21 protein-coding genes and 1 pseudogene are annotated in these 22856 nt (G+C 57.5%); 14 read left to right on the forward strand and 8 right to left on the reverse strand.

Annotated features, from left to right (window positions below; all coding sequences use genetic code 11):
* Positions 1-187 precede the first annotated feature (187 nt).
* The 7 genes from A8O29_RS18405 to A8O29_RS18435 all read left to right on the forward strand — a co-directional run bounded on the left by A8O29_RS18405 (position 188) and on the right by A8O29_RS18435 (position 8756).
* Entirely contained in the window at positions 188-958 is a 771-nt protein-coding gene (locus A8O29_RS18405; RefSeq protein ID WP_159464126.1) for an amidohydrolase, read from the forward strand.
* Positions 959-1155: 197 nt separating this feature from the next.
* Entirely contained in the window at positions 1156-2421 is a 1266-nt protein-coding gene (locus A8O29_RS18410; RefSeq protein ID WP_125352593.1) for an ABC transporter substrate-binding protein, read from the forward strand.
* A complete protein-coding gene (locus tag A8O29_RS18415; RefSeq protein ID WP_246316627.1) occupies positions 2422-3339 on the forward strand; it encodes a carbohydrate ABC transporter permease in 918 nt (305 codons plus the stop codon).
* On the forward strand, positions 3339-4184 hold the full coding sequence (locus A8O29_RS18420; RefSeq protein WP_125352597.1) for a carbohydrate ABC transporter permease: 846 nt from the start codon (positions 3339-3341) through the stop codon (positions 4182-4184). Before A8O29_RS18415 ends, A8O29_RS18420 begins: the two co-directional genes overlap by 1 nt.
* 2 nt (positions 4185-4186) lie before the next feature.
* Entirely contained in the window at positions 4187-5281 is a 1095-nt protein-coding gene (locus A8O29_RS18425; protein ID WP_174081392.1) for an ABC transporter ATP-binding protein, read from the forward strand.
* Positions 5282-5511: 230 nt separating this feature from the next.
* Positions 5512-7095, forward strand: coding sequence for a glycoside hydrolase family 13 protein (locus A8O29_RS18430; RefSeq protein ID WP_338055840.1), 1584 nt, complete (start codon positions 5512-5514; stop codon positions 7093-7095).
* A gap of 2 nt (positions 7096-7097) precedes the next feature.
* Positions 7098-8756: a glycoside hydrolase family 13 protein gene (locus tag A8O29_RS18435; protein WP_125354160.1), complete on the forward strand. Its 1659-nt coding sequence runs from the start codon at positions 7098-7100 to the stop codon at positions 8754-8756.
* Positions 8757-8788: 32 nt separating this feature from the next.
* On the opposite strand, the gene A8O29_RS18440 is transcribed toward A8O29_RS18435, so the two are convergent.
* Entirely contained in the window at positions 8789-9307 is a 519-nt protein-coding gene (locus A8O29_RS18440) for a hypothetical protein (protein ID WP_125354161.1), read from the reverse strand.
* A 259-nt stretch (positions 9308-9566) separates the two neighbouring features.
* On the opposite strand from A8O29_RS18440, the gene A8O29_RS18445 reads away from it, so the two are divergent.
* Both A8O29_RS18445 and A8O29_RS18450 read left to right on the forward strand, forming a co-directional pair.
* Entirely contained in the window at positions 9567-10190 is a 624-nt protein-coding gene (locus tag A8O29_RS18445) for a helix-turn-helix domain-containing protein (RefSeq protein ID WP_168713859.1), read from the forward strand.
* A gap of 99 nt (positions 10191-10289) precedes the next feature.
* The gene (locus A8O29_RS18450) at positions 10290-11177 is read left to right on the forward strand and encodes a hypothetical protein (protein ID WP_125354163.1); all 888 of its coding nucleotides are present in this window, start codon (positions 10290-10292) and stop codon (positions 11175-11177) included.
* 78 nt (positions 11178-11255) lie between these two features.
* On the opposite strand, the gene uraH is transcribed toward A8O29_RS18450, so the two are convergent.
* From uraH to A8O29_RS18470, 5 genes and pseudogenes are all read right to left on the reverse strand, one after another.
* Positions 11256-11591, reverse strand: coding sequence for a hydroxyisourate hydrolase (uraH, locus tag A8O29_RS18455; protein ID WP_125354164.1), 336 nt, complete (start codon positions 11589-11591; stop codon positions 11256-11258).
* Positions 11588-12037 (reverse strand): 2-oxo-4-hydroxy-4-carboxy-5-ureidoimidazoline decarboxylase, encoded by a 450-nt coding sequence (uraD, locus tag A8O29_RS22805; RefSeq protein WP_246316683.1) that lies wholly within the window; start codon positions 12035-12037, stop codon positions 11588-11590. Before uraD ends, uraH begins: the two co-directional genes overlap by 4 nt.
* Positions 12038-12094: 57 nt before the next feature.
* Positions 12095-13348 (reverse strand): annotated as a pseudogene (gene hpxK / locus A8O29_RS18460) (allantoate amidohydrolase); the annotation flags it as partial.
* A gap of 3 nt (positions 13349-13351) precedes the next feature.
* Positions 13352-14584 (reverse strand): pyridoxal-phosphate-dependent aminotransferase family protein, encoded by a 1233-nt coding sequence (locus A8O29_RS18465; RefSeq protein WP_125354165.1) that lies wholly within the window; start codon positions 14582-14584, stop codon positions 13352-13354.
* 178 nt (positions 14585-14762) lie between these two features.
* On the reverse strand, positions 14763-15602 hold the full coding sequence (locus A8O29_RS18470; RefSeq protein WP_125354166.1) for a MurR/RpiR family transcriptional regulator: 840 nt from the start codon (positions 15600-15602) through the stop codon (positions 14763-14765).
* Positions 15603-15712: 110 nt separating this feature from the next.
* Here A8O29_RS18470 and A8O29_RS18475 point away from each other — a divergent pair, with 110 nt between their 5' ends.
* Genes A8O29_RS18475 through hpxZ form a run of 4 tightly spaced genes read left to right on the forward strand, consistent with a single transcriptional unit; the run spans position 15713 to position 19250 of the window.
* The gene (locus A8O29_RS18475; RefSeq protein ID WP_125354183.1) at positions 15713-17299 is read left to right on the forward strand and encodes a gamma-glutamyltransferase family protein; all 1587 of its coding nucleotides are present in this window, start codon (positions 15713-15715) and stop codon (positions 17297-17299) included.
* 9 nt (positions 17300-17308) lie between these two features.
* Positions 17309-17497: an oxalurate catabolism protein HpxX gene (gene hpxX, locus A8O29_RS18480; protein ID WP_125354167.1), complete on the forward strand. Its 189-nt coding sequence runs from the start codon at positions 17309-17311 to the stop codon at positions 17495-17497.
* Positions 17494-18870 carry an AtzE family amidohydrolase gene (locus A8O29_RS18485; protein WP_125354168.1) on the forward strand — a complete coding sequence of 459 codons (1377 nt, stop codon included), beginning with the start codon at positions 17494-17496 and terminating at the stop codon, positions 18868-18870. Before hpxX ends, A8O29_RS18485 begins: the two co-directional genes overlap by 4 nt.
* The gene (hpxZ, locus tag A8O29_RS18490; protein WP_125354169.1) at positions 18867-19250 is read left to right on the forward strand and encodes an oxalurate catabolism protein HpxZ; all 384 of its coding nucleotides are present in this window, start codon (positions 18867-18869) and stop codon (positions 19248-19250) included. Before A8O29_RS18485 ends, hpxZ begins: the two co-directional genes overlap by 4 nt.
* A 113-nt stretch (positions 19251-19363) precedes the next feature.
* On the opposite strand, the gene puuE is transcribed toward hpxZ, so the two are convergent.
* Together puuE and hpxA are read right to left on the reverse strand one after the other, a co-directional pair.
* Positions 19364-20311, reverse strand: a complete 948-nt coding sequence (gene puuE / locus A8O29_RS18495; RefSeq protein ID WP_125354170.1) for an allantoinase PuuE — start codon at positions 20309-20311, stop codon at positions 19364-19366.
* A 35-nt stretch (positions 20312-20346) separates the two neighbouring features.
* Positions 20347-21081 carry an allantoin racemase gene (hpxA, locus tag A8O29_RS18500; protein ID WP_125354171.1) on the reverse strand — a complete coding sequence of 245 codons (735 nt, stop codon included), beginning with the start codon at positions 21079-21081 and terminating at the stop codon, positions 20347-20349.
* A gap of 226 nt (positions 21082-21307) precedes the next feature.
* Here hpxA and A8O29_RS18505 point away from each other — a divergent pair, with 226 nt between their 5' ends.
* Complete coding sequence (locus tag A8O29_RS18505; RefSeq protein WP_125354172.1) at positions 21308-22777, forward strand: NCS1 family nucleobase:cation symporter-1; 1470 nt, start codon at positions 21308-21310, stop codon at positions 22775-22777.
* Positions 22778-22856 lie beyond the last annotated feature (79 nt).

Raw genomic sequence — 22856 nt, forward strand, 5'->3', positions numbered from 1 at the left:
TCCGCAGCCCATCGCCCGGCGGCGCAAGCTTGCCGGGCCTACGAGTCAGTCGCTGTAGGCCGGGTAAGCGCAGCGCCACCCGGCAAATACCCCCCCTTAAAAGCGGAGAATCTTCTCCGCTTTTTTCATTAAAATCCTGATAAGGTAGAACAGTGACTCGTAAGCCTATCATCGGGAGTTTCTGACTGTGCCCAATCTGAAAGTAACAATATTACAACAGCCTTTAGTGTGGATGGACGGCCCCGCCAACCTCCGTCATTTCGATCGTCAGTTAGAAGAGATTCACGGGCGCGATATCATTGTGCTGCCAGAGATGTTCACCACCGGCTTTGCGATGGAAGCGGCCACTCAGTCGCTGCCGGAAGAAGAAGTCGTCGCGTGGATGCATGAAAAGGCACAGCAAACCGACGCCCTCATTGCTGGCAGCGCCGCGCTGCAAACCGACCGTGGCCCGGTGAATCGGTTCCTGCTGGTTGAACCGGAAGGCCAGGTGCATCGCTATGACAAGCGCCACCTGTTCCGCATGGCGGATGAACATCATCACTATGAAGCAGGCCACGAGCGCGTGGTGTTCGAATGGCGCGGCTGGCGCATTCTGCCGCTGGTGTGTTACGACCTGCGTTTCCCGGTGTGGTCCCGTAACCGCAACGATTACGATTTGGCGTTGTACGTCGCCAACTGGCCTGCCCCACGCTCTCTGCACTGGCAGGCGCTGTTAACCGCGCGCGCCATTGAGAACCAAGCGTACGTCATCGGCTGTAACCGCGTCGGCACCGACGGCAACGGGCATCACTATCGCGGCGACAGCCGGGCTATCAACCCGCAGGGCGAAATCATCGCCAGCGCCGAACCGCATCAGGCGACGCTGATTAATACCGAACTGTCGCTCTCGGCCTTACAGGAATACCGCCAAAAATTCCCGGCCTGGCAAGACGCCGACGGCTTCACCATTGGCTGATTGACCCCTTCTGCATTGCCCTCCTTTAGCGCTTCTTTCACCGAAGCGCTAAAAAAAAACCATATCCGTGCAGTAGCTCCAGATTTGAGACAAAGATTAGGCTGCTAACTTGCTGCTCTGCCTCGTTATTAACTAGCTTTGTAGATGGCCTGTTCACTTTTGCGCCACCTCCAAAGCCCGTTAATAACGAGGATAAAATGAAAAAACTGACGTTAAGTCTTATTACCTTAGCGCTGGCGGGCGTTGCTAACGCCGCGCTTGCCGATACCCTGCGTATGGAATGCCCGATTTCTCCTGGCGGTAAGGAATACTGCAACTACGTCAAAGACCGTTTTGAAAAGCAAACCAACAATAAGCTGGAATTTATTGAATTCCCGGCGGCGTCGGATGAAAAGCTGGCCCTGCTCCAGCAACTGTTTGCCGCGAAAGATGAAAAAGCTGTGGATCTGTTCCAGTCCGACACCATTTGGGTCGGCCTGCTGGATAAGCAAACGCTCGATTTAACCGATGCCGTGGCCGATATGAAAGGCGATTTCTTCCCTGGCCCGTGGGCGAACGACACCGTAAACGGCAAAGTGAAGGCCATTCCGGCGTATCTCGACACCGGGGTGCTCTATTACCGCAAAGACCTGCTCGAAAAATACAACGAACAGCCGCCAAAAACCTGGGCTGACTTAACGCGTATCGCCACCAAAATTCAGGCGGAAGAACACAAGGCAGGCCATAAAAACTTCTGGGGGATGATTTTCCAGGGGAAATCGTATGAAGGCCTGACCTGTAACGCGCTGGAGTGGGTTGATTCCTACGGCGGCGGCACATTCATCGACGAAAAAGGGAACGTGACCATCAATAATCCGAAGGCGGCCGCCGCACTGGATATGGTCGCGGGCTGGATTGGTAAAATCACGCCGAAAGGCGCGCTGGGCTACAAAGAAGAAGAGTCCCGTGCGGTGTTCCAGAACGGTGACGCGCTGTTTATGCGCAACTGGCCTTATGCGTATCTGCTCTCGCAGGGCGCAGACAGCCCGCTGAAAGGCAAAGTCGGCGTCGCGCCGCTGCCTGCCGGGCCGGACGGCAAATCGGCCAACGCGCTGGGCGGCTGGCAGTGGTCGATTAACGGCAACACTAAAAATAAAGATGCGGCAATTGCGCTGCTGAAAATCCTCACCGACGCCGATTCGCAGAAAATGCAGCTGAAATACCTCGGCTTTGCCCCGACGCGTTCGGCGCTGTATGAGGATAAAGCGGTACTGGAAACCGCGCCGCATCTGACGATGTTTAAAGAGATCTTCGCCAATGCGGTTCCGCGTCCGGCGACGGCAACCAAAAGTCAGTATCCACGCGTCTCGAACGCTATCTTTAACGTGACCTTCAAAGTGCTCAACGGGGGCAGCGACGGTAAAACCGCCGTGGCCGATCTGCAAAAACGCCTGGAGCGCGTGAAAGGGAAGGATTGGCATTAATTGGCCCGTCTCGGCTATCAACAGCGGCGCCGCCGTATCGCGTGGATACTGGTGGCGCCCGCGCTGATTCTCCTTGCGCTGGCGGCCGGTTGGCCGCTGGCGCGTACCTTCTTTTTCAGTTTTACCAACGCGATGCTCGACAACCCGAGCGACTATCAGCTGGTCGGGCTGGCGAACTATTACCTCAATCATGACGGTCAAAGCAGCGGCGTGCTGGTGGACCCGTTGTGGTGGCAGGCGGTCGGCAACACCCTGTGGTTTACGCTGGTTTCCGTCAGCCTTGAACTGCTGCTCGGAATGCTGCTGGCGCTACTGATGAACGAAAAATTTCGCGGCCAGGGTTTGGTGCGCACCGCCATTCTGGTGCCGTGGGCGATCCCGACGATTGTCAGCGCCAAAATGTGGGGCTGGATGTTCCACGATCAGTACGGCGTGGTGAACGATCTGCTGGCCAAAGTCTTCGGCTTCCAGGCGCATCTGGCGTGGATCGCCGAGCCGTCGCTGTCGATGTGGGCGGTGGTGATCGCCGATGTCTGGAAGACGACCCCGTTTATGGCGCTGATGCTGCTGGCGGCGCTACAGCTGATCCCTGGCGATCTGTACGAGGCCGCGCGCGTCGACGGGGCCAGCGCCTGGCAACGCTTTAAGCGCATCACCCTGCCGCTGATCCTGCCCGCGATGATCGTGGCGCTGATCTTCCGCGTGATGGACGCGATGCGCATTTTCGATCTGATTTTCGTGCTGACATCCAACAGCGAGGCGACGATGTCGATCTCCGGTTACGCCCGCGAGCAAATCATCTCGTATCAGGATATGGGCGTCGGCTCTGCGGCATCGGTGCTGGTGTTCATGATGGTGGCGGGCATTGCGGCCTGCTTTATCCGCGTCTCGAAGCTAAACGAGAAGGAGAAGCGGTGATGAAAGCCACCCGTCGTCAGCGCAAATTCGGCCACCAGCTGGTGATTTATTTGGGTGCGACCGTCGCCGTGCTGTTCTGCGTTTTCCCGTTTTACTACGCCATTCTGACCTCGCTGCGCACCGGGCAGGAGCTGTTTCTGCCCGCCTATTTACCGAACGGCTATCACTGGCACAACTATGTGGTGGCGCTGGTGGATAACGGTATCGCCCGCAGCCTGCTGAACTCGGTGTTGGTGGCGACGATCACCGTTGGCATCTGTCTGCTGGTGTCGATTACCGCGTCATTCGCCCTCGCGCGAGTGCCGTTTCGCGGACGTAAATTCCTGCTGTTTACCATTCTCTGCGTGTCGATGTTCCCGCAGGTGGCGGTGCTGACCGGGATGTTCGAGCTGGTGCGTTTTCTGGGGCTGTACGATTCCCTCGGCGCGCTGGTGCTCTCGTACACCACCTTTTCGCTGCCGTTCACCGTCTGGGTGCTGACCACCTTTATGAAGTCGATTCCGGTGGAGCTGGAAGAGGCGGCGATTGTCGACGGGGCGAAAACCTGGACCATTATCCGCCGGGTGTTTGCGCCGATTCTGGCGCCTGCGCTGGTCACCACCGGGCTGCTGGCGTTCATCGGCGCGTGGAACGAATTCATGTTTGCACTGACGTTCATTATTTCCGGCGACAAGCGCACCGTGCCGGTGGCGATCAGCATGTTCAGCGGCGCGTCGACCTTTGAACTGCCGTGGGGCAGCATTATGGCGGCCTCGGTAGTGGTGACGCTGCCGATTATTGTGCTGGTGCTTATCTTCCAGAAACGCATTGTCAGCGGGCTGACCAGCGGAGCGATTAAGGGATAACTATGGGGCAACTGGTACTCGATAAAATATCTAAGCGCTACGGCACCTCGTCGGAGGTGATAAAGCCCCTGGATTTGACCGTTAACGACGGCGAGTTTGTAGTGGTGGTCGGGCCGTCAGGCTGCGGCAAATCCACGCTGCTACGGATGGTAGCCGGGCTGGAGGAGATCAGCGACGGCGAAATGCGCATCGACGGCGTGTGCGTCAACGACGATTCCCCGTCCGAGCGCGGCATTGGGATGGTGTTCCAGTCCTACGCGCTGTATCCGCATATGACGGTGTACCAGAATATGGCCTTCGCGCTGGAAATGGCGAAGCTGCCGCCGACGGAAATTGACAAAAAGGTGCAGGCCAGCGCGCGTATTTTGCAGCTGGAACATTTGCTCGACCGGCGGCCGAAAGATCTCTCCGGCGGGCAGCGCCAGCGCGTGGCGATCGGCCGGGCGATTGTGCGCGAGCCGAGCCTGTTTTTGTTCGATGAACCGCTCTCCAACCTCGACGCGTCCCTGCGCGTGCAGATGCGCATGGAAATTGCCGCGCTGCATAAACGCATCAACGCCACCATTTTGTACGTCACCCATGACCAGGTAGAAGCGATGACCCTGGCCGATCGCATCGTGGTGCTGAATCAGGGGCAAATCGAGCAGGTCGGATCCCCGCTGGAGCTTTACGACCACCCTGCCAACCTGTTCGTCGCACAGTTTATTGGTTCGCCTAAAATGAATCTGATTGCGGGCACGATTGCTGAAACGGGCGAGCGGGAGACGGTGGTCGACCTCGAGAACCGACAACGCATTGTGCTGCCAGTGAATACGCTGGGCGGAAAAATTGGCGACAGCGTATGGCTGGGGATCCGCCCGGAGCACGTACAACTGATTGAGTTAGCGGTAGCCGACGTGGAAGGCGAAGTGCTGTTTGTGGAGCAGATGGGTAACGAAACGCTGCTGTACGTTAATAGCGGTTACGGCAGCGAGCCGTTGGTTATCCGCCTGACGTCGCGGCTGGAGATTGCGCCCGATCAGCGGGTTGGGCTGCGTTTGCCGACGGAGAGTTGCTATTTGTTTGAGGCGGGCGGGCGGGCGTTTTTACGGGTATAGCATTCGTTTGTGAGTCCGTTGCGCCCTCACCCCGGCCCTCTCCCCCAGGGAGAGGGAGAAAAACACGTCCGGCTCGAGCTCTCGAGAGAGAGGGAGAAAGGCGAGTGCCATCGGTCCCCTCTCCTGGGGGAGAGGGTTAGGGTGAGGGCGCCACACACTATCAGGAGAACTCAGTGGAAAAAAAAGCATGGCACAACGCGGTGGTGTACCAAATCTACCCGCGCAGCTTTATGGACAGCAACGGGGACGGTATCGGCGACATTCCCGGCATCATCAGTCAACTCGATTACCTCTACCAGCTCGGCATCAACCTGATTTGGCTCTCGCCGGTCTACCGCTCGCCGATGGATGACAACGGTTACGACATCTCCGACTACGAAGATATTGCCGCCGAATTTGGCACTCTGGCGGACATGGACGCCCTGATTGCGCAGGCCAAACAGCGCGACATTCACATCCTGATGGATTTAGTCGTCAACCACACTTCCGACGAACATCCGTGGTTCCTCGAAGCGCTGAAATCAAAAGATAACCCGTACCGTGATTTCTATATCTGGCGCCAACCGGCGGCGAATGGCGGGCCGCCGAATCATTTCCGTTCCTATTTTGGCGGCAGCGGCTGGGCCTATGACGAAGCCAGCGGCGAATATTACCTGCACCAGTTTTCTAAACGCCAGCCGGACCTCAACTGGGAAAACCCGCGGGTACACGAAGAGGTTCACGCCATGATGAACCGCTGGCTGGCCAAAGGTATCGGCGGTTTTCGCATGGACGTTATCGACCTTATCGGCAAAGAAGTCGACGCACAAATTATGGCTAACGGCAAAAACCTGCATGCGCTGATCCGCCAGATGAACCGCGCCACCTTTGGCAATGGCGAGTACGTCACCGTCGGCGAAGCCTGGAGCGCCAGCCCCGAAGACGCGCTGCTGTACAGCGGCGCTGAACGCGAAGAACTGTCGATGGTGTTTCAGTTCGACCACATCAAACAGTTCTGGGATGAACACGCCGGGAAGTGGCGCAGCAAGCCGTTTGTGCTCGCCGACTTCAAAGCGGTTATCGACAAATGGCAAACTGCGCTGGCCGACGACGGTTGGAACTCGCTGTTCTGGAGCAACCACGATTTACCCCGCGCGGTATCGAAATTTGGCGACGAAGGCGAGTTCCGTGAAGCCTCTGCCAAAATGCTCGCCACCGCCCTGCACTGCCTGAAAGGCACGCCGTATATCTATCAGGGCGAAGAAATCGGTATGACCAACGTGCGGTTCAGCGACATCAACGACTACCGCGATATCGAAAGCCTGAATCTGTACCACGAACGGCTGGCGGACGGTGTCAGCCATGAAGAGATGATGCTGGGCATTCACGCCAACGGGCGCGACAACGCGCGCACGCCAATGCAGTGGGACGCCAGCCCCAACGGCGGTTTCACTTCCGGTACGCCGTGGATTGCCGTCAATCCGAACTACCGAGAAATCAACGTCGCGTCGGCGCTTGAACAGCCGGACTCGATCCTCTGGCATTACCAGAAGCTGATTGCTCTACGGAAGCAGTATCCGGTGCTGGTTTACGGCGACTACCAGCCGGTGATGGCTGAACACCCGCAGGTGTTTGCCTGGCTGCGCACGCTCGGCGACGAGCGGCTGCTGGTTATCAACAATTTCTCCGCCGAGCATCTCACCCTCGATATTCCCGAGGCGATGCAACACTGGCACGGCGAGTGTCTTTCCAGCAATTACGCGCCGCGTGACCAGCTGGCGGTGAGCCTTGAGCTGCAACCTTATGAATCTTTTGCGTTATTAATCGGGAGGTAACGATGGCGAACTGGTGGAAAGAGGCGGTGGCCTACCAGATTTATCCACGCAGTTTTAAGGACAGCAACGGGGACGGCATTGGCGACCTGAATGGCATCACCGAGAAACTCGATTACCTGAAAGACCTCGGCATCGACCTGATCTGGATCTGCCCGATGTACACCTCGCCGAACGACGATAACGGCTATGACATCAGCAATTATCAGGAGATCATGGCCGAATTCGGCACGATGGCGGATTTTGACCATCTGCTCGAGCAGGTTCACCTGCGCGGCATGCGCCTGATTATCGACCTCGTGGTCAATCACACCTCCGACGAACATCCGTGGTTCCTTGAATCCCGCTCGTCACGTGATAATCCGAAACGAGACTGGTACACCTGGCGCGACGGCAAAAGCGGCGCGGAGCCCAACAACTGGGAAGGAATTTTTAAAGGTTCGGCCTGGGAATATGACACGAAAACGGAACAGTATTATCTGCACCTGTTCACCCGTCGCCAGCCGGATTTGAACTGGGAAAACCACGACGTGCGCCGGGCGGTGTACGACATGATGCATTGGTGGCTCGAGAAAGGGATCGACGGTTTTCGTATCGACGCGATTTGCCATATGAAAAAAGAACCGACGCTTGCCGATGTGCCGAATCCGGACAAATTGCGCTACGTGCCGTCGATGAAAAGCCATCTGAACTATGACGGGCTGCTGGACTACGTCGACGACATGAGCCAGAAGGTGTTTCAGCATTACAACATTGTGACCGTCGGCGAAGTGAATGGCCTGAATTCTGAGCACGCCGAGGAGTGGGTCGGCGAGCATCGCAACCGCCTGAACATGGTATTTCAGTTCGAGCACGTTCGCCTGTGGGAACCGGAGGCCGGTTTGCGCCCCGAGCCTTCGGTACTGAAGAAGATATTCACCGCCTGGCAGGCGGCGCTGGAAGGCAAAGGCTGGAATGCGCTATACGTCGAAAACCACGATTTAACGCGCATTACCTCGCGCTGGGGCGACACCCAGCACTACTGGCGGGAAAGCGCCACCTGCATTGCCGCGCTCTACTTTCTGATGCAGGGCACGCCGTTTATTTATCAGGGCCAGGAAATCGGTATGACCAACACCCGCTTCAACGGGCTGGCCGATTTTGACGATGTCTCGGCAAAAAACATATGGCGCGAGATGGCGGCGCTCGGCAAAAGCGAGGAGGACATTATTGCGTTCCTCACCCACACCGGGCGCGATAATTCCCGCACGCCGATGCAGTGGAGCCACTCCCCCTACGCCGGTTTCAGCGAGGCGAAGCCGTGGTTCCACGTCAACGCCAACTACGAAATCATCAACGTCGCCAGCCAGCGCCAGGACCCGGATTCGGTGCTCAACTTTTATCGCGCGTTAATCAGCCTGCGTAAGAAAGAGCGCACACTTATCTACGGGCGTTATCAGCTGGAGTTGGCGGATCACCCACAGATTTACGCCTATCGCCGCGAACTGGGCGATGAAACGTTTCTGGTGCTGTGTAATCTGTCGTCGAAATCGGCCCGCTGGCCTGAAGCCGAATTACGGCTTGAAGGGGCAACGCGCGTGCTGGGGAATTATGCGCAGATTGACGAGCCCTACCGACTTCATCGTTGGGAAACGCGTATTTATAAGCTGTCATTAAACGGCTGAATGATAGAGGGTGGCTTGACCGCCCTCTTTATTCAGATAACGTTGTGGCGATCGCCCGCGGGCGGTTGCAGCATATCATCGTGAGTAATGGTAATCGCGCTGAGCAGATCGCCTTCACGGGTCTTTTGAATAAACTCCATTGACCAGCCATGCTCAAACAACGGGCCTGAGTGAACGTCTGCTTTCAGTTTTTTAATAAGATTCTGTTTTTCTACGGCTTTAATTTTTGATTTTTTACCGTCGCTGATGTGACGAATATCCGCCTGAGAAATGTCGAGCAGCGTGAGCTCATAAATAACCACCTTATCCCGCTCATTTATACTCGCGCTGTCCAGCCGGGTGTTTTTATGAATTTGGTGATTAACCGAGGTTTGGTTTAACTGTTTAATCTCTTCGCGAAGATGATTCAGCGCGACCGTATACTGTTTATTTTCCTGCGCGGTGTATTTATCCTCAGCTTTATAATGCTGTGCAGAAAACCAAACAATGCCCCCGACAATACATGCCATGGCAATAAGGATTACGGATTTTGAAGTTAATTTTGTCGTCATTGTATTATGCTGCCCAGAATATTACAGACTCATGAGAGACATCCCCTGATATGCTACGCAGTATGACGTTGTGAAAAACGATGTCAACGCCGCCCACGACGCATTTCTGAAATGATGTCTACTATGACATATACTTTCATTTTCCAATTTTACTTTCAGCTCGATTTCAGTAAGCTTAGACGGATAGAAGTGCTCTGTAATAGTGCCCGGCGAAATACTCGACCTGGATAATTAAACAGTCAGAATTATGGGAGCGAGGATGAAAAAGGAAAATAACTTTAACCTCTATAGTACTGATGAGTTTAACGCCTTCATGGAATTCGTTAAATCGCAGGGTGTACAAATGCGATACAGCAAAGGCCAGTCGTTAAATTTAGAGAAAGCGGAAGTCGGGTTTGTTCTTTCCGGTCTGCTCGGCATTTATTACAAAGGCACGGGGAAATTTGTCGACCATGCTTTTTACGGTATGCCTGCGATGGAAGATGAAAAAATCATGTCAACGCAGCCGTTTTATTGCCGTACCGAAAGCGATGTGATCATTGCCAAAATCCCTATTCATAAAATATTTGACATCAGTAGCCCCGATCAGGTGTACCGCGGCGTGGTTTTCTCGGCGCTGATTTACTCCCTTATCGATAAGCTCGCCAATATCTATGACGTCAGGCATGGCGGCAATGGCTACAAAGTAGTGAAAGAGTTAATCGAACTTTATCTCAATGAAAAACATGTCACTCAGGGTCTGGCTAATTACATATTAAAACGCACCAATTTGTCGAACAGTTATGTCTTTAAGATTCTGGCCGCATTAAAGAAAAATGGATATATCGAAATAAGAAATGCGCGCCTGACTCAAATACTCAAACCACTGCCTGATAAAATTTAATTATTACAGTCCCTTATAACAATTAGTTTCCTTTCTTCGCATTCGCCAATTTACTCAGGGGGTAATCCCCTGCTTATCTTCACATCAGGGTTTTATTTTATGGTAAAGAAAAATGTTTTCCTCTGTCTTTTTGCCGCCGCGGTTGGCTTTTCAGGACTGGCGCATGCCGCTGATAAAGAGGGCCCGTCGGCAGAGGAAATGGAAAAAATTGCAAAGATGACGGCCAACCCGATTGGGGCCGCCTGGATGTTCTGGACGCAATATGACAACACCACCTTCAGAGGCGATAAATTCAATGGCACGGTGTCCCGAACCACGATTCAGCCGGTGATGTCCTTTCCCTTAAAGTTTGGTCAACAGGACTGGAATTTAATCGTCAGACCGGTGTTCCAGTTCTATAACACCCCGAACCTGGGCAACGTTACCACGCACGGAGACGGAGCCATGTTTGCTCACGGCAGAACCAGCGGCATGGGCGACACCGGGTTATTAACCCTCGTCGGTCCGAACCGCGAAGATGGTTTCATCTGGGGCGTCGGTGCAACGCAGCTCTTCGATACCGCCGAGAATGACTTCCAGGGACAGGGCCGTTATCAGGCAGGCCCGGCGCTCCTGGTCGCAAAATTAGCCCCGCATCCTGGCGGCACCAACCTGGGATTATTGGCACAGCACTGGTGGTCTGCGGATAATAAAAGCAACCGCAAAGACACCAACCATACCGATATTCAGTATTTCATTAACTACCGTTTAAGCGGCACCGAGTTAATTGGTATGAGTCCCGATATCACCATTGACTGGAAGAAAAAACAGGGTGACCGCTTAACGCTCCCGATTGGTTTAGGTTATTCCAATGTCGTCAAAATAGGCAAACTGCCGGTACGCTTTGCCGCGGAATTACAATATTCCGTCATTTCGCCTGACGATATTGGGTCCCGCTGGAACCTTAAATTCATGTTCATCCCGGTTTTACCTAGCCCGTTCCTTTAACGGGAATGCGTGCGCGTGTGTTAGCACGTCGCGCCCTCTCCCCCAGGAGAGGGAAAAAAACAAACCAGGAGGGGGCTCTCAGGACCCGCGATAGGTTGACCAGCCCCAGGGGGCAATCAGAAACGGCAAATGATAATGGTCTCCGCTTCGCGGCAAGATGACGTCAATTTGCGCCGACGGATACAGTGTCTCCCGCCCGGTTTGCACAAACCACTGCCCAATCTCCGCCGTCAGTCGATAGCGCCCTGGGGCTAAATCGCCCTCGGCCATCGAACCAATGCGCCCGTCGGCGTTGGTTTCTGCCTCCTTCACCAACGTCCAGCCGCTTTCCGTTTGCTGCTCCAGGCGAATCATCACGCCCGCCGCCGGTTTTCCGAGCGACGTATCCAGGATGTGAGTCGAAATATGGCTCATCGGGCAAACACTCCTTCCAGTCGAAGTTGGGTAATTTGTCGCAGCTGGCGCAGCGCCTCCTGCACTTCCTCCGTCTCGGAGTTGTTCAGCCGCTGTTGCAGAATCGAGAGGATCTCCTCTCCGCTACGCCCTTTGGCGCGGATCAGAAACACCCGACCAAACCGCGCTTCATATTCGGCGTTCCCTTGGGCCAGCGCCTGTGTCAGCGCCACATCATGGCTATTGACGGCAGACTGCTCCTGGCGTGAAAACGCCGATTCCGCTGAAACCCCTTTCGGTTTGTCACCAATACGCGGGTGCGCCGCCAGAGCCCTATCCAGCTCCGCTAACTGCCAGCGTTCACTCAGCGCGACGGCGGTTTCCAGCAGCTGTTCAACGCTCGAAAAAGGCCGCGCCGCCACCAGCGATTGCTGCCATTCCGGCAGCGCAACGCAGGCCGCAATCATCGCTGACGCCTGTTCCTGGCGGGCGGCATTAAACTGCTGCAATGCATCCGGTTGCACAATTTCCTGTACCGCCAGGCTAAACGCCTGCAACGCCACCGCCACGTCAGTCGCCTCGACGGATTCCGCCGGGTGATGGCTTATCCCGCCCGCGCAGCGCACAAACAGCATCGCCACCGGCCAGCGTTCGGCCAGCGCCATTGAATCGTGTCCGGCGCCGCTCGGCAGCGTTAGCGCTCTGCCCTGCACGTTTTCGCAGGCGCGAATCAGCGTGTGCTGCAGCGCCGGATCGCATGGCGTGGCGGGCGTGGTGTAGAAAATATCGTGGGAGAACGTCAGGCCGCGCTTCTGGGCAATCTGCTGCGCTTTTTCCAGCAGCGTTACCAGCAACACTTCGCGCGTTTCATCTGACGGACTGCGAATATCAAGGCTCAGCGAGACGCTGCCGGGAATGACGTTTACCGCGCCGGGCTGGCAATTCAGCGTGCCGACCGTCGCCACCAGCGTCGGGTCGCTCGCCTGGGTCAGTTGCTCAACGGCCACCATCCATTCGGCGGCCCCGGCCAGCGCATCGCGGCGCAGATTCATCGGCACCGTTCCGGCGTGCCCGGCTTCACCGTCGAAGCGACAGTTCAAACGACGCGCGCCGTTGATAGCGGTCACCACGCCCAACGCTAAACTTGCGCCTTCCAGCACCGGCCCCTGCTCAATATGCAACTCGAGGCTGGCGCTAAATTCTTGCGGTAAACGCGCCGCGTGCGCGATGCGCGACGGGTCCAGCCCGGCGTTCACCATGGCCTGCGCCACGCTGATGCCCTGCGCATCACAACAATCCAGCCATTCCTGCGGCCAGGTGCCGGTCAGCCCACGGCTGCCGAGCAGCGTGATGCCAAACCGGGTGCCCTCTTCGTCGCCGAAACCGACGATTTCAATCGCCTGCTCCGCGCGCACCTGATGGCGGTTCAGCCACGCCACGACCTCAATGGCCGTCAGCACGCCGAGCATACCGTCGTAGCGTCCGGCATTGCGTACCGTATCCAGGTGCGAACCGAGCAGCAGCGCGGGCGCGCCTTCCTGTTGTGCTTCGTAGCGCCCACAAATATTGCCCACCGCGTCCTGCCAGGTGGTCATGCCCGCCTCGGCCATCCATTGCGCGACGCGTGCGTTAGCCTGTAAATGTTCGGGCGAGAGGTATACCCGGGTCAGTTCCCCGGGCGTGGCACTGATTTCTGCCAGTTGGTCGCTGCGCGCCATGACGCGAGCCGCCGCCTGCCGGGCTTCTTCAGACGTCATTGGCATTACGTTCTTTGGCATAAATCACCCCTCGTAGGTGTCCCAGGCCGCCTGCATCGCAGCGCCCTGAGTGGTGGCGAAGCCCAGACGGTTCAACACCGCTTCCAGCGCGGTCAGAGTCTGCAATACGCAGTCTTTACGCGCGTTGTAGCCCATGGTGCCGATGCGCCAGATTTTGCCCGCCAGCGGGCCAAACGAGGTGCCAATTTCGATGTGGAAATCGTTGAGCAGGCGCTGGCGCACTTCTTCACCGTGCACGCCAGCCGGAATAACCACCCCGAGCACGTTATTCATTTTGTGGGAGATATCGCCGAAGACCTCGAGACCCATGCCCTGAATGCCGTTTAGCATGGCGCGACCGTGCAGTTCGTGGCGGGCGATCAGCGCGTCCATCCCTTCTTCCAGCATGATCCGCGCACATTCCCGGGCGGCGAACAGCATGCTGGTGGCTTCGGTGTGGTGATTCAGGCGTTCTGGGCCCCAGTAGTCCATCACCATGCCAAGATCGAAATAGTTCGACCAAATCATTTCGTCTTCACCGTCCTGATGCAGATCGGTGCGGATCCCCTGCTCCACGCATTTTCGCGCGCGGATCACCGCTTCCATTTCAGCGCTGAGCGTGATCGGCGAGCTGCCCGACGGGCCGCCAAGGCATTTCTGTAACCCGGCGGAAACCGCATCCAGCCCCCAGGCGTCGGTGTCGAGCGCGTTACCGCCGAGCGACGCGGTGGCATCGGTGTAAAACAGCACCCCGTGGCGACGGCAAATTTCACCGAGATTTTCCAGCGGTTGCAGCATCGTAGTGGAGGTGTCGCCCTGCACCGTCAGCAGCAGACGCGGTTTAACGCGCTTGATCTCATCTTCAATACGATCGGCACTGAATACCTCGCCCCACGGGACTTCGATGACGTGGACCTCGGCCCGACAGCGACGGGCAATTTCACACAGCAAATGACCGAAGCGGCCAAACACCGGGACCAGCACTTTATCGCCAGGGCGAATGGCCGACAGCAGAATCGCCTCGATTCCGGCGCGGGAGGTCCCATCCACCAGCATCGTCCAGCGATTTTCGGTGCGGAACACGCCGCGATAAAGCGCCATCACTTCGTTCATGTAGCCGGTCATCACCGGATCGTACTGGCCGATCAGCTGGCTGGACATGGCGCGTAGCACGCGCGGATCGGCGTTGATCGGCCCCGGTCCCATCAGCAGGCGGTGAGGAGGATTAACGGGCGTAAATGGCTGAACCTCGAGCATGGACACATCCTTTGGTCTGGAAACCGGTTATTGAAACGAATGATTCTTTAATATCGTTTTTGCAACGAATGTGCCAGCGCGGTTTTTCCGCTTTGCGCATGAGTCAGGCCCATTAATCCGTCCCGTGTTGATTCAAAACGGAACCCTGCTCAGGTGCAATTGCACCATCGCAGGGCGTTTAGCGCTGTTCGAGTTCGTCGAGGGTGTGATAAAGGTCGGCGATGTGATGAATGCGCTGGCGGCCGTCGCTGAGGGTGCTGTGCAGCAAGGCGTTGGCGAGTAAATTCACCAGGCTCATGGCGCTGCTGTAGCTGTCGAACGCCGAGACGCTGTCCAGCGGGGCCGCAAAGTGCCAGCGGCAACGGGTGCGAATGCCGACAGCCTGCGGCTCGCTCAGCACCAGCACCTGTGCCTGTTGGGCCTGCAACGCTTCGAGCAGCGGGCGGATCACCCGTGGACGACGGCGAAACGCCACCACAATCACCAGGTCATCCGGGGTGATATCCACCACCTCTTCCGCCAGCGTCTGCCCGGGCTGCGGCATGAGCCAGACGTTGCCACGGCTTTGCATCAGCTGTTGACGTAGATGCAGCGCCACCGGGCTGCTGTTGCGCAGGCCGACGATCAACACGCGCTTTGCGGCGCTTAGCGCGGCGACCACTTCGGCAAACAGGTCGGCATCCAGCGCGTTGACCCACTGGGTAAGATTCGCCATTTCCTGTTTATAGTGACGCGCCAGCAGCGTGTTACCCTGCACCGCATCACGATCGCCGGTGAGCGGCATCCCGCTCTGGCGCAGGGTTCGCAGCTCGTCGCGCATGTCTTTGAAGCGCTCATAGCCCAGATGGCGGAACAGGCGGCTGACGGTGGCTTTGGATACCCCGCTGAGCCGCGCCAGCTCGGCGCTGTTGTAGCTCACCAGATCGTCAAAGTGATCCATGATGAACGCCGCGACGCGCTGTTCCTGTGGAGAAAGTTCGTTGTAACACGCCCTCAGGCGCTCATCCAGCTGCTGCATATCCCGTCTCCTGCAACTTTCGTTTCAACTCAGGCTGACACAGCAAAAGCGCATTCGTCAATCTGGAACGTTTTTTGCCTGATGAGAAAGAAGAGCGTCCACGGAGAAACATCATGCAAAGTAATTTGGCCCCCGGTGCCATGGCGGTAACCCCTCATCATCTCGCCAGCGAATCGGCGCTTTCCGTATTGCGGCACGGCGGCGATGCCATCGAAGCGATGGTGGCGGCCGCAGCGACCATCGCCGTGGTGTATCCCCATATGAACGGCATTGGCGGCGACGGTTTCTGGCTGATTGTTCCGCCGGGCGGCGATCCGATTGCCATTGACGCCAGCGGCGCCTCCGGGGCGCAGGCAACGCTGGCGTATTACGACGGCCATGCCGCCATTCCTCATCGCGGGGCGAAAGCTGCACTGACCGTGCCGGGCACCGTGAGCGGCTGGGATGAAGCGCTGAAGGTTTCCGCAGGGCTGGGCGGTGGGCAACTTCCGCTTTCACGTCTGCTGGCGGATGCGATTCGCTATGCCGCCGACGGCATTCCGGTGACGTCTTCCCAGGCGAGCGCCACGCAGAGTAAATATCATGAGCTTTCCGGCGTGCCGGGCTTTGCCGGGACGTTTTTACAGCGCGGCGAAGTGCCCACTGCAGGCAGCCGTTTCTGCCAGCCGCGCCTCGCCCGCACCTTGACGCGTCTGGCGAATGACGGCCTCGGCAGCTTTTATCGCGGGCCGCTGGCGCAGCTGATGGCGGAAGAGTTTCAGGCCACCGGATGTCCATTGACCGCGCAGGATCTCGCCGGGCATCGCGCGCGCCGTCGCGTGCCGCTGAAGCTCAGCCACCAGCAGGGCGACATTTTCAATATGACGCCTCCGACCCAAGGGCTGGTATCGCTGGCGATCCTCGGCATTACCGATCATCTCGATATGGCTAACGCTGATGAGGTACAGACCATCCACCGCATCGTGGAAGCCACCAAACGGGCGTTCAGCCTGCGCGATAAATACATCACCGACCCGCGCCATGTGACGCTGCCGGTGCAAAGCCTGCTCGAAGCTGCTCCGTTGCAGGAGATGGCAGCCAGCATTGACGATCATCACGCCGCGCCGTGGGGCAAAGGTAAAGGCCCGGGGGATACCGTCTGGCTCGGCGTTATCGACGGCAACGGGCTGGCGGTGTCGTTTATTCAGAGTATTTATCACGAGTTTGGCAGTGGCGTGGTGCTGCCGGAAAGCGGCATCCTGCTGCAAAACCGCGGCGCGGCGTTCAGCCTCGACCCGGATCACCTGCTGGCGCTGGCACCGGGCAAACAGCCTTTCCACACGCTCAACCCGGCGGCGGCACGGCTGAAAGACGGTCGCACGATGGTGTACGGCACCATGGGCGGCGACGGCCAGCCGCAAACTCAGGCGGCGATTTTCACCCGGCATGTGATTCAGGGCATGCCGTTGCAGGAAGCGGTTGCCGCGCCGCGTTGGCTATTGGGCCGCACCTGGGGCCAGTCGACGGATTCGCTCAAGCTGGAGGGCCGTTTCAGCGAAGCCACTTTCACCGCGCTGCGTGAAAAAGGGCACGACGTGGAATGGCTGCCGGGCATGAGTGAAGCGATGGGCCACGCCGGGGCGATTGTCCGTCACCCTAACGGCATGCTGGAAGGGGCGTACGATCCGCGCAGCAACGGCAGCGCAGCAGGATTCTAAGGAGCGATGATGAACGAGAATGCGTTTAACTGGCCTGAATATATTCTGCTGATGGAACAGTTGTTAGCGGTGCCGCTGGATGCACCGCGTCGGGCAGAACTGGCGGTTCAGCTTAGCCGGATTGCCTCGATGGCCGAGCCGTTGATGGCGTTTGAGCTGCCGCTCCGTCAGGAAGGTGCAGGAGTGTATCAGCTATGACACTGAGCATTCGGGACATTCAGCAAGGACTACGCTACCGCCAGTTCAGCGCGGTGGAACTGGCCCAGCAGACGCTGGCCCGCATTGCGCGGGATAACCCGCAGGTGAACGCCTTCACCGAAATCACCGCCGACCGCATGCTGCGCGAAGCCGCGGATATTGACGCGCGCTTGCGTCGGGGCGAGGCGCTTCCGCCGCTCGCGGGCGTGCCGTTTGCGGTGAAAAATTTGTTTGATATCGAAGGCGTGACCACTCTCGCCGGGGCGCAACTGTTCAGCGAAATGCCGCCAGCCGCCGCCGATGCGTTTGCCGTGCAGCAGTTGCAACGCGTGGGCGCGACGCTGGCGGGGGCGCTGAATATGGACGCCTACGCCTACGGCTTTACGACGGAAAACAGCCATTACGGCCCGACCCGCAACCCGCGCGATTTGAACCGCATTGCAGGCGGTTCTTCCGGCGGGTCAGCCGCGGCGGTGGCGGCAAAACTGGTGAACTTTACGCTCGGCACCGACACCAACGGCTCGATCCGCGTGCCCGCCTCGCTGTGCGGCGTGCTGGGCCTGAAGCCGACCTTTGGCCGTTTGTCGCGATCCGGTAGCCATCCGTTTGTCGCCAGCCTCGATCACATCGGCCCGCTGGCGCGCTTTACCGACGATCTGGCCCACGTTTATGATGCCTTGCAGGGCCACGATCCGGACGATAAATGGCAGTCCTCCCGGGAGGTTTCGCCCGTTTCATCAATGCTGTCACAGACAACAAATCTGCGCTGCGCCGTGCTGGGCGGCTGGTTTGATGAATGGAGCGACTGTAGCGCTCGCGATGCGGTGGCCCGCGTGGCACACGCGCTTGGCGCAAATGAAAAACGGGAGTTGCCGAACGTGGCGCTGGCCCGTTCCGCCGCTTTTTTGCTGTCGGCGGCGGAAGGCGGCAACCACTATTTACCGGCGTTGCGCAGTGATGCAGAACGCTTTGAACCTCATTCCCGTGAACGCCTGCTGGCGGGGGCGATGACGCCGTCGGCCTGGTACACCCAGGCGCAGCGCTTTCGGGCGTGGTTTCGCGATACGACGCTGCCGTTGTTCAATGATTTTGACTTGCTGATTGCCCCGGCCACGCCGTGTAGCGCAACGCTGATTGGCGATACGTCGATGCGTATAAACGGCGTTGAACTGCCGACCAAAGCCAGCATGGGTATGCTGACACAGCCGATCTCTTTTCTCGGTCTGCCGGTGGTCAGTGTGCCACTCAAAACCCACAGCGGGCTGCCGATTGGCGTGCAGATTATTGGCGCGCCGTGGCAGGAAGCGCAGTGTTTGCAAGCCGCCTGGCAGCTTGAACAGGCCGGTATTCTTTATCAACAGGAAGACGTATGACCCCCGAAAACATTGACCGTCCGGCGGTGCTGAACGACGTGACCGCCGCGTTTTATCGTTATGAAAAAGCCTTAACCAGCAATGATATTGCGGTGCTGGATGAACTGTTCTGGGATGACGGGCGGACGGTACGCTACGGCGCGACGGAGAATTTGTATGGGATCGCGGAGATCCGCGATTTCCGTAATGCCCGGCCTGGGAAGGGTTTGGATCGGCTGTTGCGCCATACGACGATCACCGCTTACGGCGAGGATATGGCGGTAGCGAGTACCGAGTTTACGCGTGAGAACAGCGAGCGAGTCGGCCGCCAAATGCAGACCTGGGTGAAATTCCCCTGCGGCTGGCGCATCGTGGCGGCACATGTGAGTTTGATGGCGTAATTTTTGGCGGGTGCGTTTTGCTCCCCTCTCCCTAGCCCTCTCCCACAGGGAGAGGGAATTGATCGGCATTGCCATCAGGGGGAGAGAAGACGGATCGCGGGCGCTACGATATGTCAGGCGTTACCGTTGAACGGGTGCGTTTTCACCCAATGTTCGGCGATATCCTGACGCCGGCAAACCCATACATCATCGTGACTCTGCACATAATCCAGAAAACGCTGTAGCGCGCGAAAACGACCCGGGCGGCCTAACAGGCGGCAGTGCATGCCAATCGACATCATTTTTGGTGATGTTTCCCCTTCTTCGTACAGCACGTCAAAGCTGTCTTTCAGATAGGTGTAAAACTGTTCGGCGGTATTGAAGCCCTGCGCAGTGGCAAAGCGCATGTCGTTGGCGTCCAGGGTGTAGGGCACAATCAGATGCGGTTTGCTGTCGACCGTGGTCCAGAACGGCAGGTCGTCGCCGTAATAATCACTGTCGTAGAGAAAACCACCCTGCTCTGCCACCAGCTGGCGGGTGTTCGGACTGTCGCGTCCGGTGTACCAGCCGAGCGGCTTTTTGTCGAACAGCGCTTCTAGGATTTCAACCGCCTGCTGCATGTGCTGGCGTTCGGTCTGAATATCGAGATTCTGATAGTGAATCCAACGCCAGCCGTGGCTGACCACGTCGTAGTCCGCGGCTTTTATTGCATCGACGATGGCCGGGTTACGCGCCAGGGCCATAGCCACGCCGAACACCGTCAGCGGTAATCCGCGCTTTTGAAACTCCTGATGAATGCGCCAGAATCCGGCGCGGGAGCCATATTCGTAGAGGGAGTCCATCGACATGTGTTTGTCGGGGAAACTGGGCGCGCCGATGATGTCTGACAGAAACTGCTCAGAGCCGCTGTCGCCGTGCAGGACGTGGTTTTCGCCGCCCTCTTCAAAATTGAGCACGAACTGGACGGCGATGCGCGCGCCGCCCGGCCATTGCGCATGAGGCGGTTGGCCAGCATAGCCCGCCATGTCGCGAGGGTAGTTTTCGGTAAAATGCCATACGCGCTTGTCCATTGCTGATTGCATGTTGAGTCGACCTCTTTATCAGATGGCCGCCGTCGTCAGCTCAGCATGTCGAAGCCTCCGCTCAGCGGCTTTTTATTGGGGTACGCGAGGTCGCCGTATTTGCTGGTGCCAAGACCCAGCGCCACGAGCGATTCCACCATTTTCACCGCCGCCGTTACGCCATCAATCACCGGGATGCCCAGTTCCAGCGTCAGCTCGCGGGCAAGGTTCGCCATGCCGCCACAGCCAAGGACTATCGCCCCGCTGCCGTCTTCGCGTTTTGCCTGAATACAACGCTCGCGTACTTTCATCTGTGCAAGACCCGTACCATCTTCCAGCGCCAGTACCGGTAAATCGATGGCGTGCAGCGCCGCACAGTGATGTTCGAAACCATACTGCTGCAATAAATGACGGGCGATGATTACCGTGCGCGGCAGCGTGGTGACGATGGAAAAGCGTGTCGCCACCAGCGTCGCCATGTGCATCGCCGCCTCGGCAATGCCCACCACCGGCCCGCAGGCCAGTTCACGCGCGGCGAGTAACCCCGGATCGCCAAAGCAGGCAATTACGTGCCCCTGTGCGCCCTGCGCTTTGCCGTGTTTGATTTGCTCCAGCACGCCAATAGCCGCGATGGCTTCATCAAAATGGCCTTCAATCGACTCCACGCCCTGAGTCGGACAGGTCGCGAGAATGGTGGTGCCCGGAGCCGCAACGCTGCGGGCCGCTTCGCCAATAGTGTGCGTCATCGCAGCACTGGTGTTGGGGTTGATCACTTGAATCAAATGTTGCATCGAACGACGTCCTCTTCATGTTTTGCCCTGTCGCGTAGCACCACGCCTGGGCAGTAAAATGGTTATCCGCACTGTAATAATGCACATCCTGCATCAATACGGCCTCTTTTACGCAATATATTGCCGCTAAACCCCGTTTGTTTCTTGATAACTGAATCTGGCCCGATTCATGCAACGAAAGTTGCAGACATTCCGTCAGCATCTGTTTTTTAAAGGAGCAGATTTCATGCCAAGTCAGAAACCAGAGTACAAATCGAGCTACAGCCCAAGACTGACCAACAACGATCTGGCGCCAACGCGGCAACAGAGCTGGTCGTGGTACAACATTTTTTCATTCTGGATGTCCGATGTGCATAGCATGGGCGGCTATGTGGTGGCCGCAAGCTTCTTTACTCTCGGCTTGGCGAGCTGGCAGGTTCTGCTCTGTCTGCTGGCGGGCATTTGTATCGTGCAGCTGTGCGCCAATCTGGTGGCGAAACCCAGCCAGATGGCGGGCGTGCCGTACGCTGTGATTAGCCGTCAGGCGTTTGGCGTGTTCGGTGCCAATATTCCGGCGGTGATCCGCGGCCTGATTGCCTTTGCGTGGTACGGTATCCAGACCTATCTGGCGGCCAACGCGCTGATGCTGGTCGGCCTGAAGTTTTGGCCTTCTCTGGCCTCGTTGACCACCGGTCATTTCCTCGGCCTGTCGCATTTGGGCTGGATCTGTTTTGGTATTATGTGGGTGCTACAGGCGCTGGTGTTCTGGCATGGTATGAGCGCCATTAAGCGCTTTATCGATATTGCCGGTCCGGCGGTGTATATCGTGATGATGGCGCTGGCAGGCTGGATTTTGTATCAGACCGGGCTGGACGGCATTTCCTTTACGCTTGCCAGCAAACAGCTGAGCGCCGGGGAGCAAACCTGGCAGATGATCACCGCCACGGCGCTGGTCGTGTCCTATTTCTCCGGCCCGCTGCTGAACTTTGGTGACTTTTCGCGTTACGGCAAAAGCATGCAGGAAATTCGTCGCGGCAACCGCTGGGGGCTGCCGTTCAACTTCCTGCTGTTCTCGATTGTGACGGTGATTATTGTTTCCGGCTCGCAGTCGCTGTTTGGCCGCATGATCACCGACCCGATTGAGACCGTGAGCCACGTCGGCAACAGCGTGGCGATGGCCATCGGCCTGCTGACGATGATCACCGCCACCATCGGGATCAATATCGTGGCGAACTTTGTCTCGCCTGCATTCGACTTCTCGAACTGCTCCCCGCAGAAAATCAGCTTCCGTACCGGGGGGATGATTGCCGCTGTGGGCTCTGTGCTGCTGACGCCGTGGAATCTGTTCCAGTCGCCGGAGCTGATTCACTATACGCTCGACGTGTTGGGCGCATTTATCGGCCCACTGTTCGGGATTTTGCTGGCAGATTTTTATCTGATTAAGCGCGGGAAAGTGGTGGTCGACGATTTGTTCACCGTCTCCCCTGCGGGCCGTTATTGGTACAAGAATGGCTTTAACCCCAAAGCGATTGCCGCGCTTGTTCCGTCGGTGGCGGTCGGACTCATCATTAGCTTTATCCCTGCCCTGCATGAAGTGGCGAACTTCAGCTGGTTCATCGGCGCGTTCCTGAGCGCAGGCTGCTATCGCTGGATTGCCCGCCACGACAAAGAAGGTGTGAGCGATGCCTTCGCCAGCGTGGAGATTGCGAAAGAGTAAGTTTCGCGGGCCCGAATAGGTGAGGATTCGGGCCCGTAAATTGATCCCCCGCCAGACACGGACAGCATTAATTAGGGTA

It is taken from the genome of Scandinavium goeteborgense (assembly GCF_003935895.2).
Lineage (GTDB): Bacteria > Pseudomonadota > Gammaproteobacteria > Enterobacterales > Enterobacteriaceae > Scandinavium > Scandinavium goeteborgense.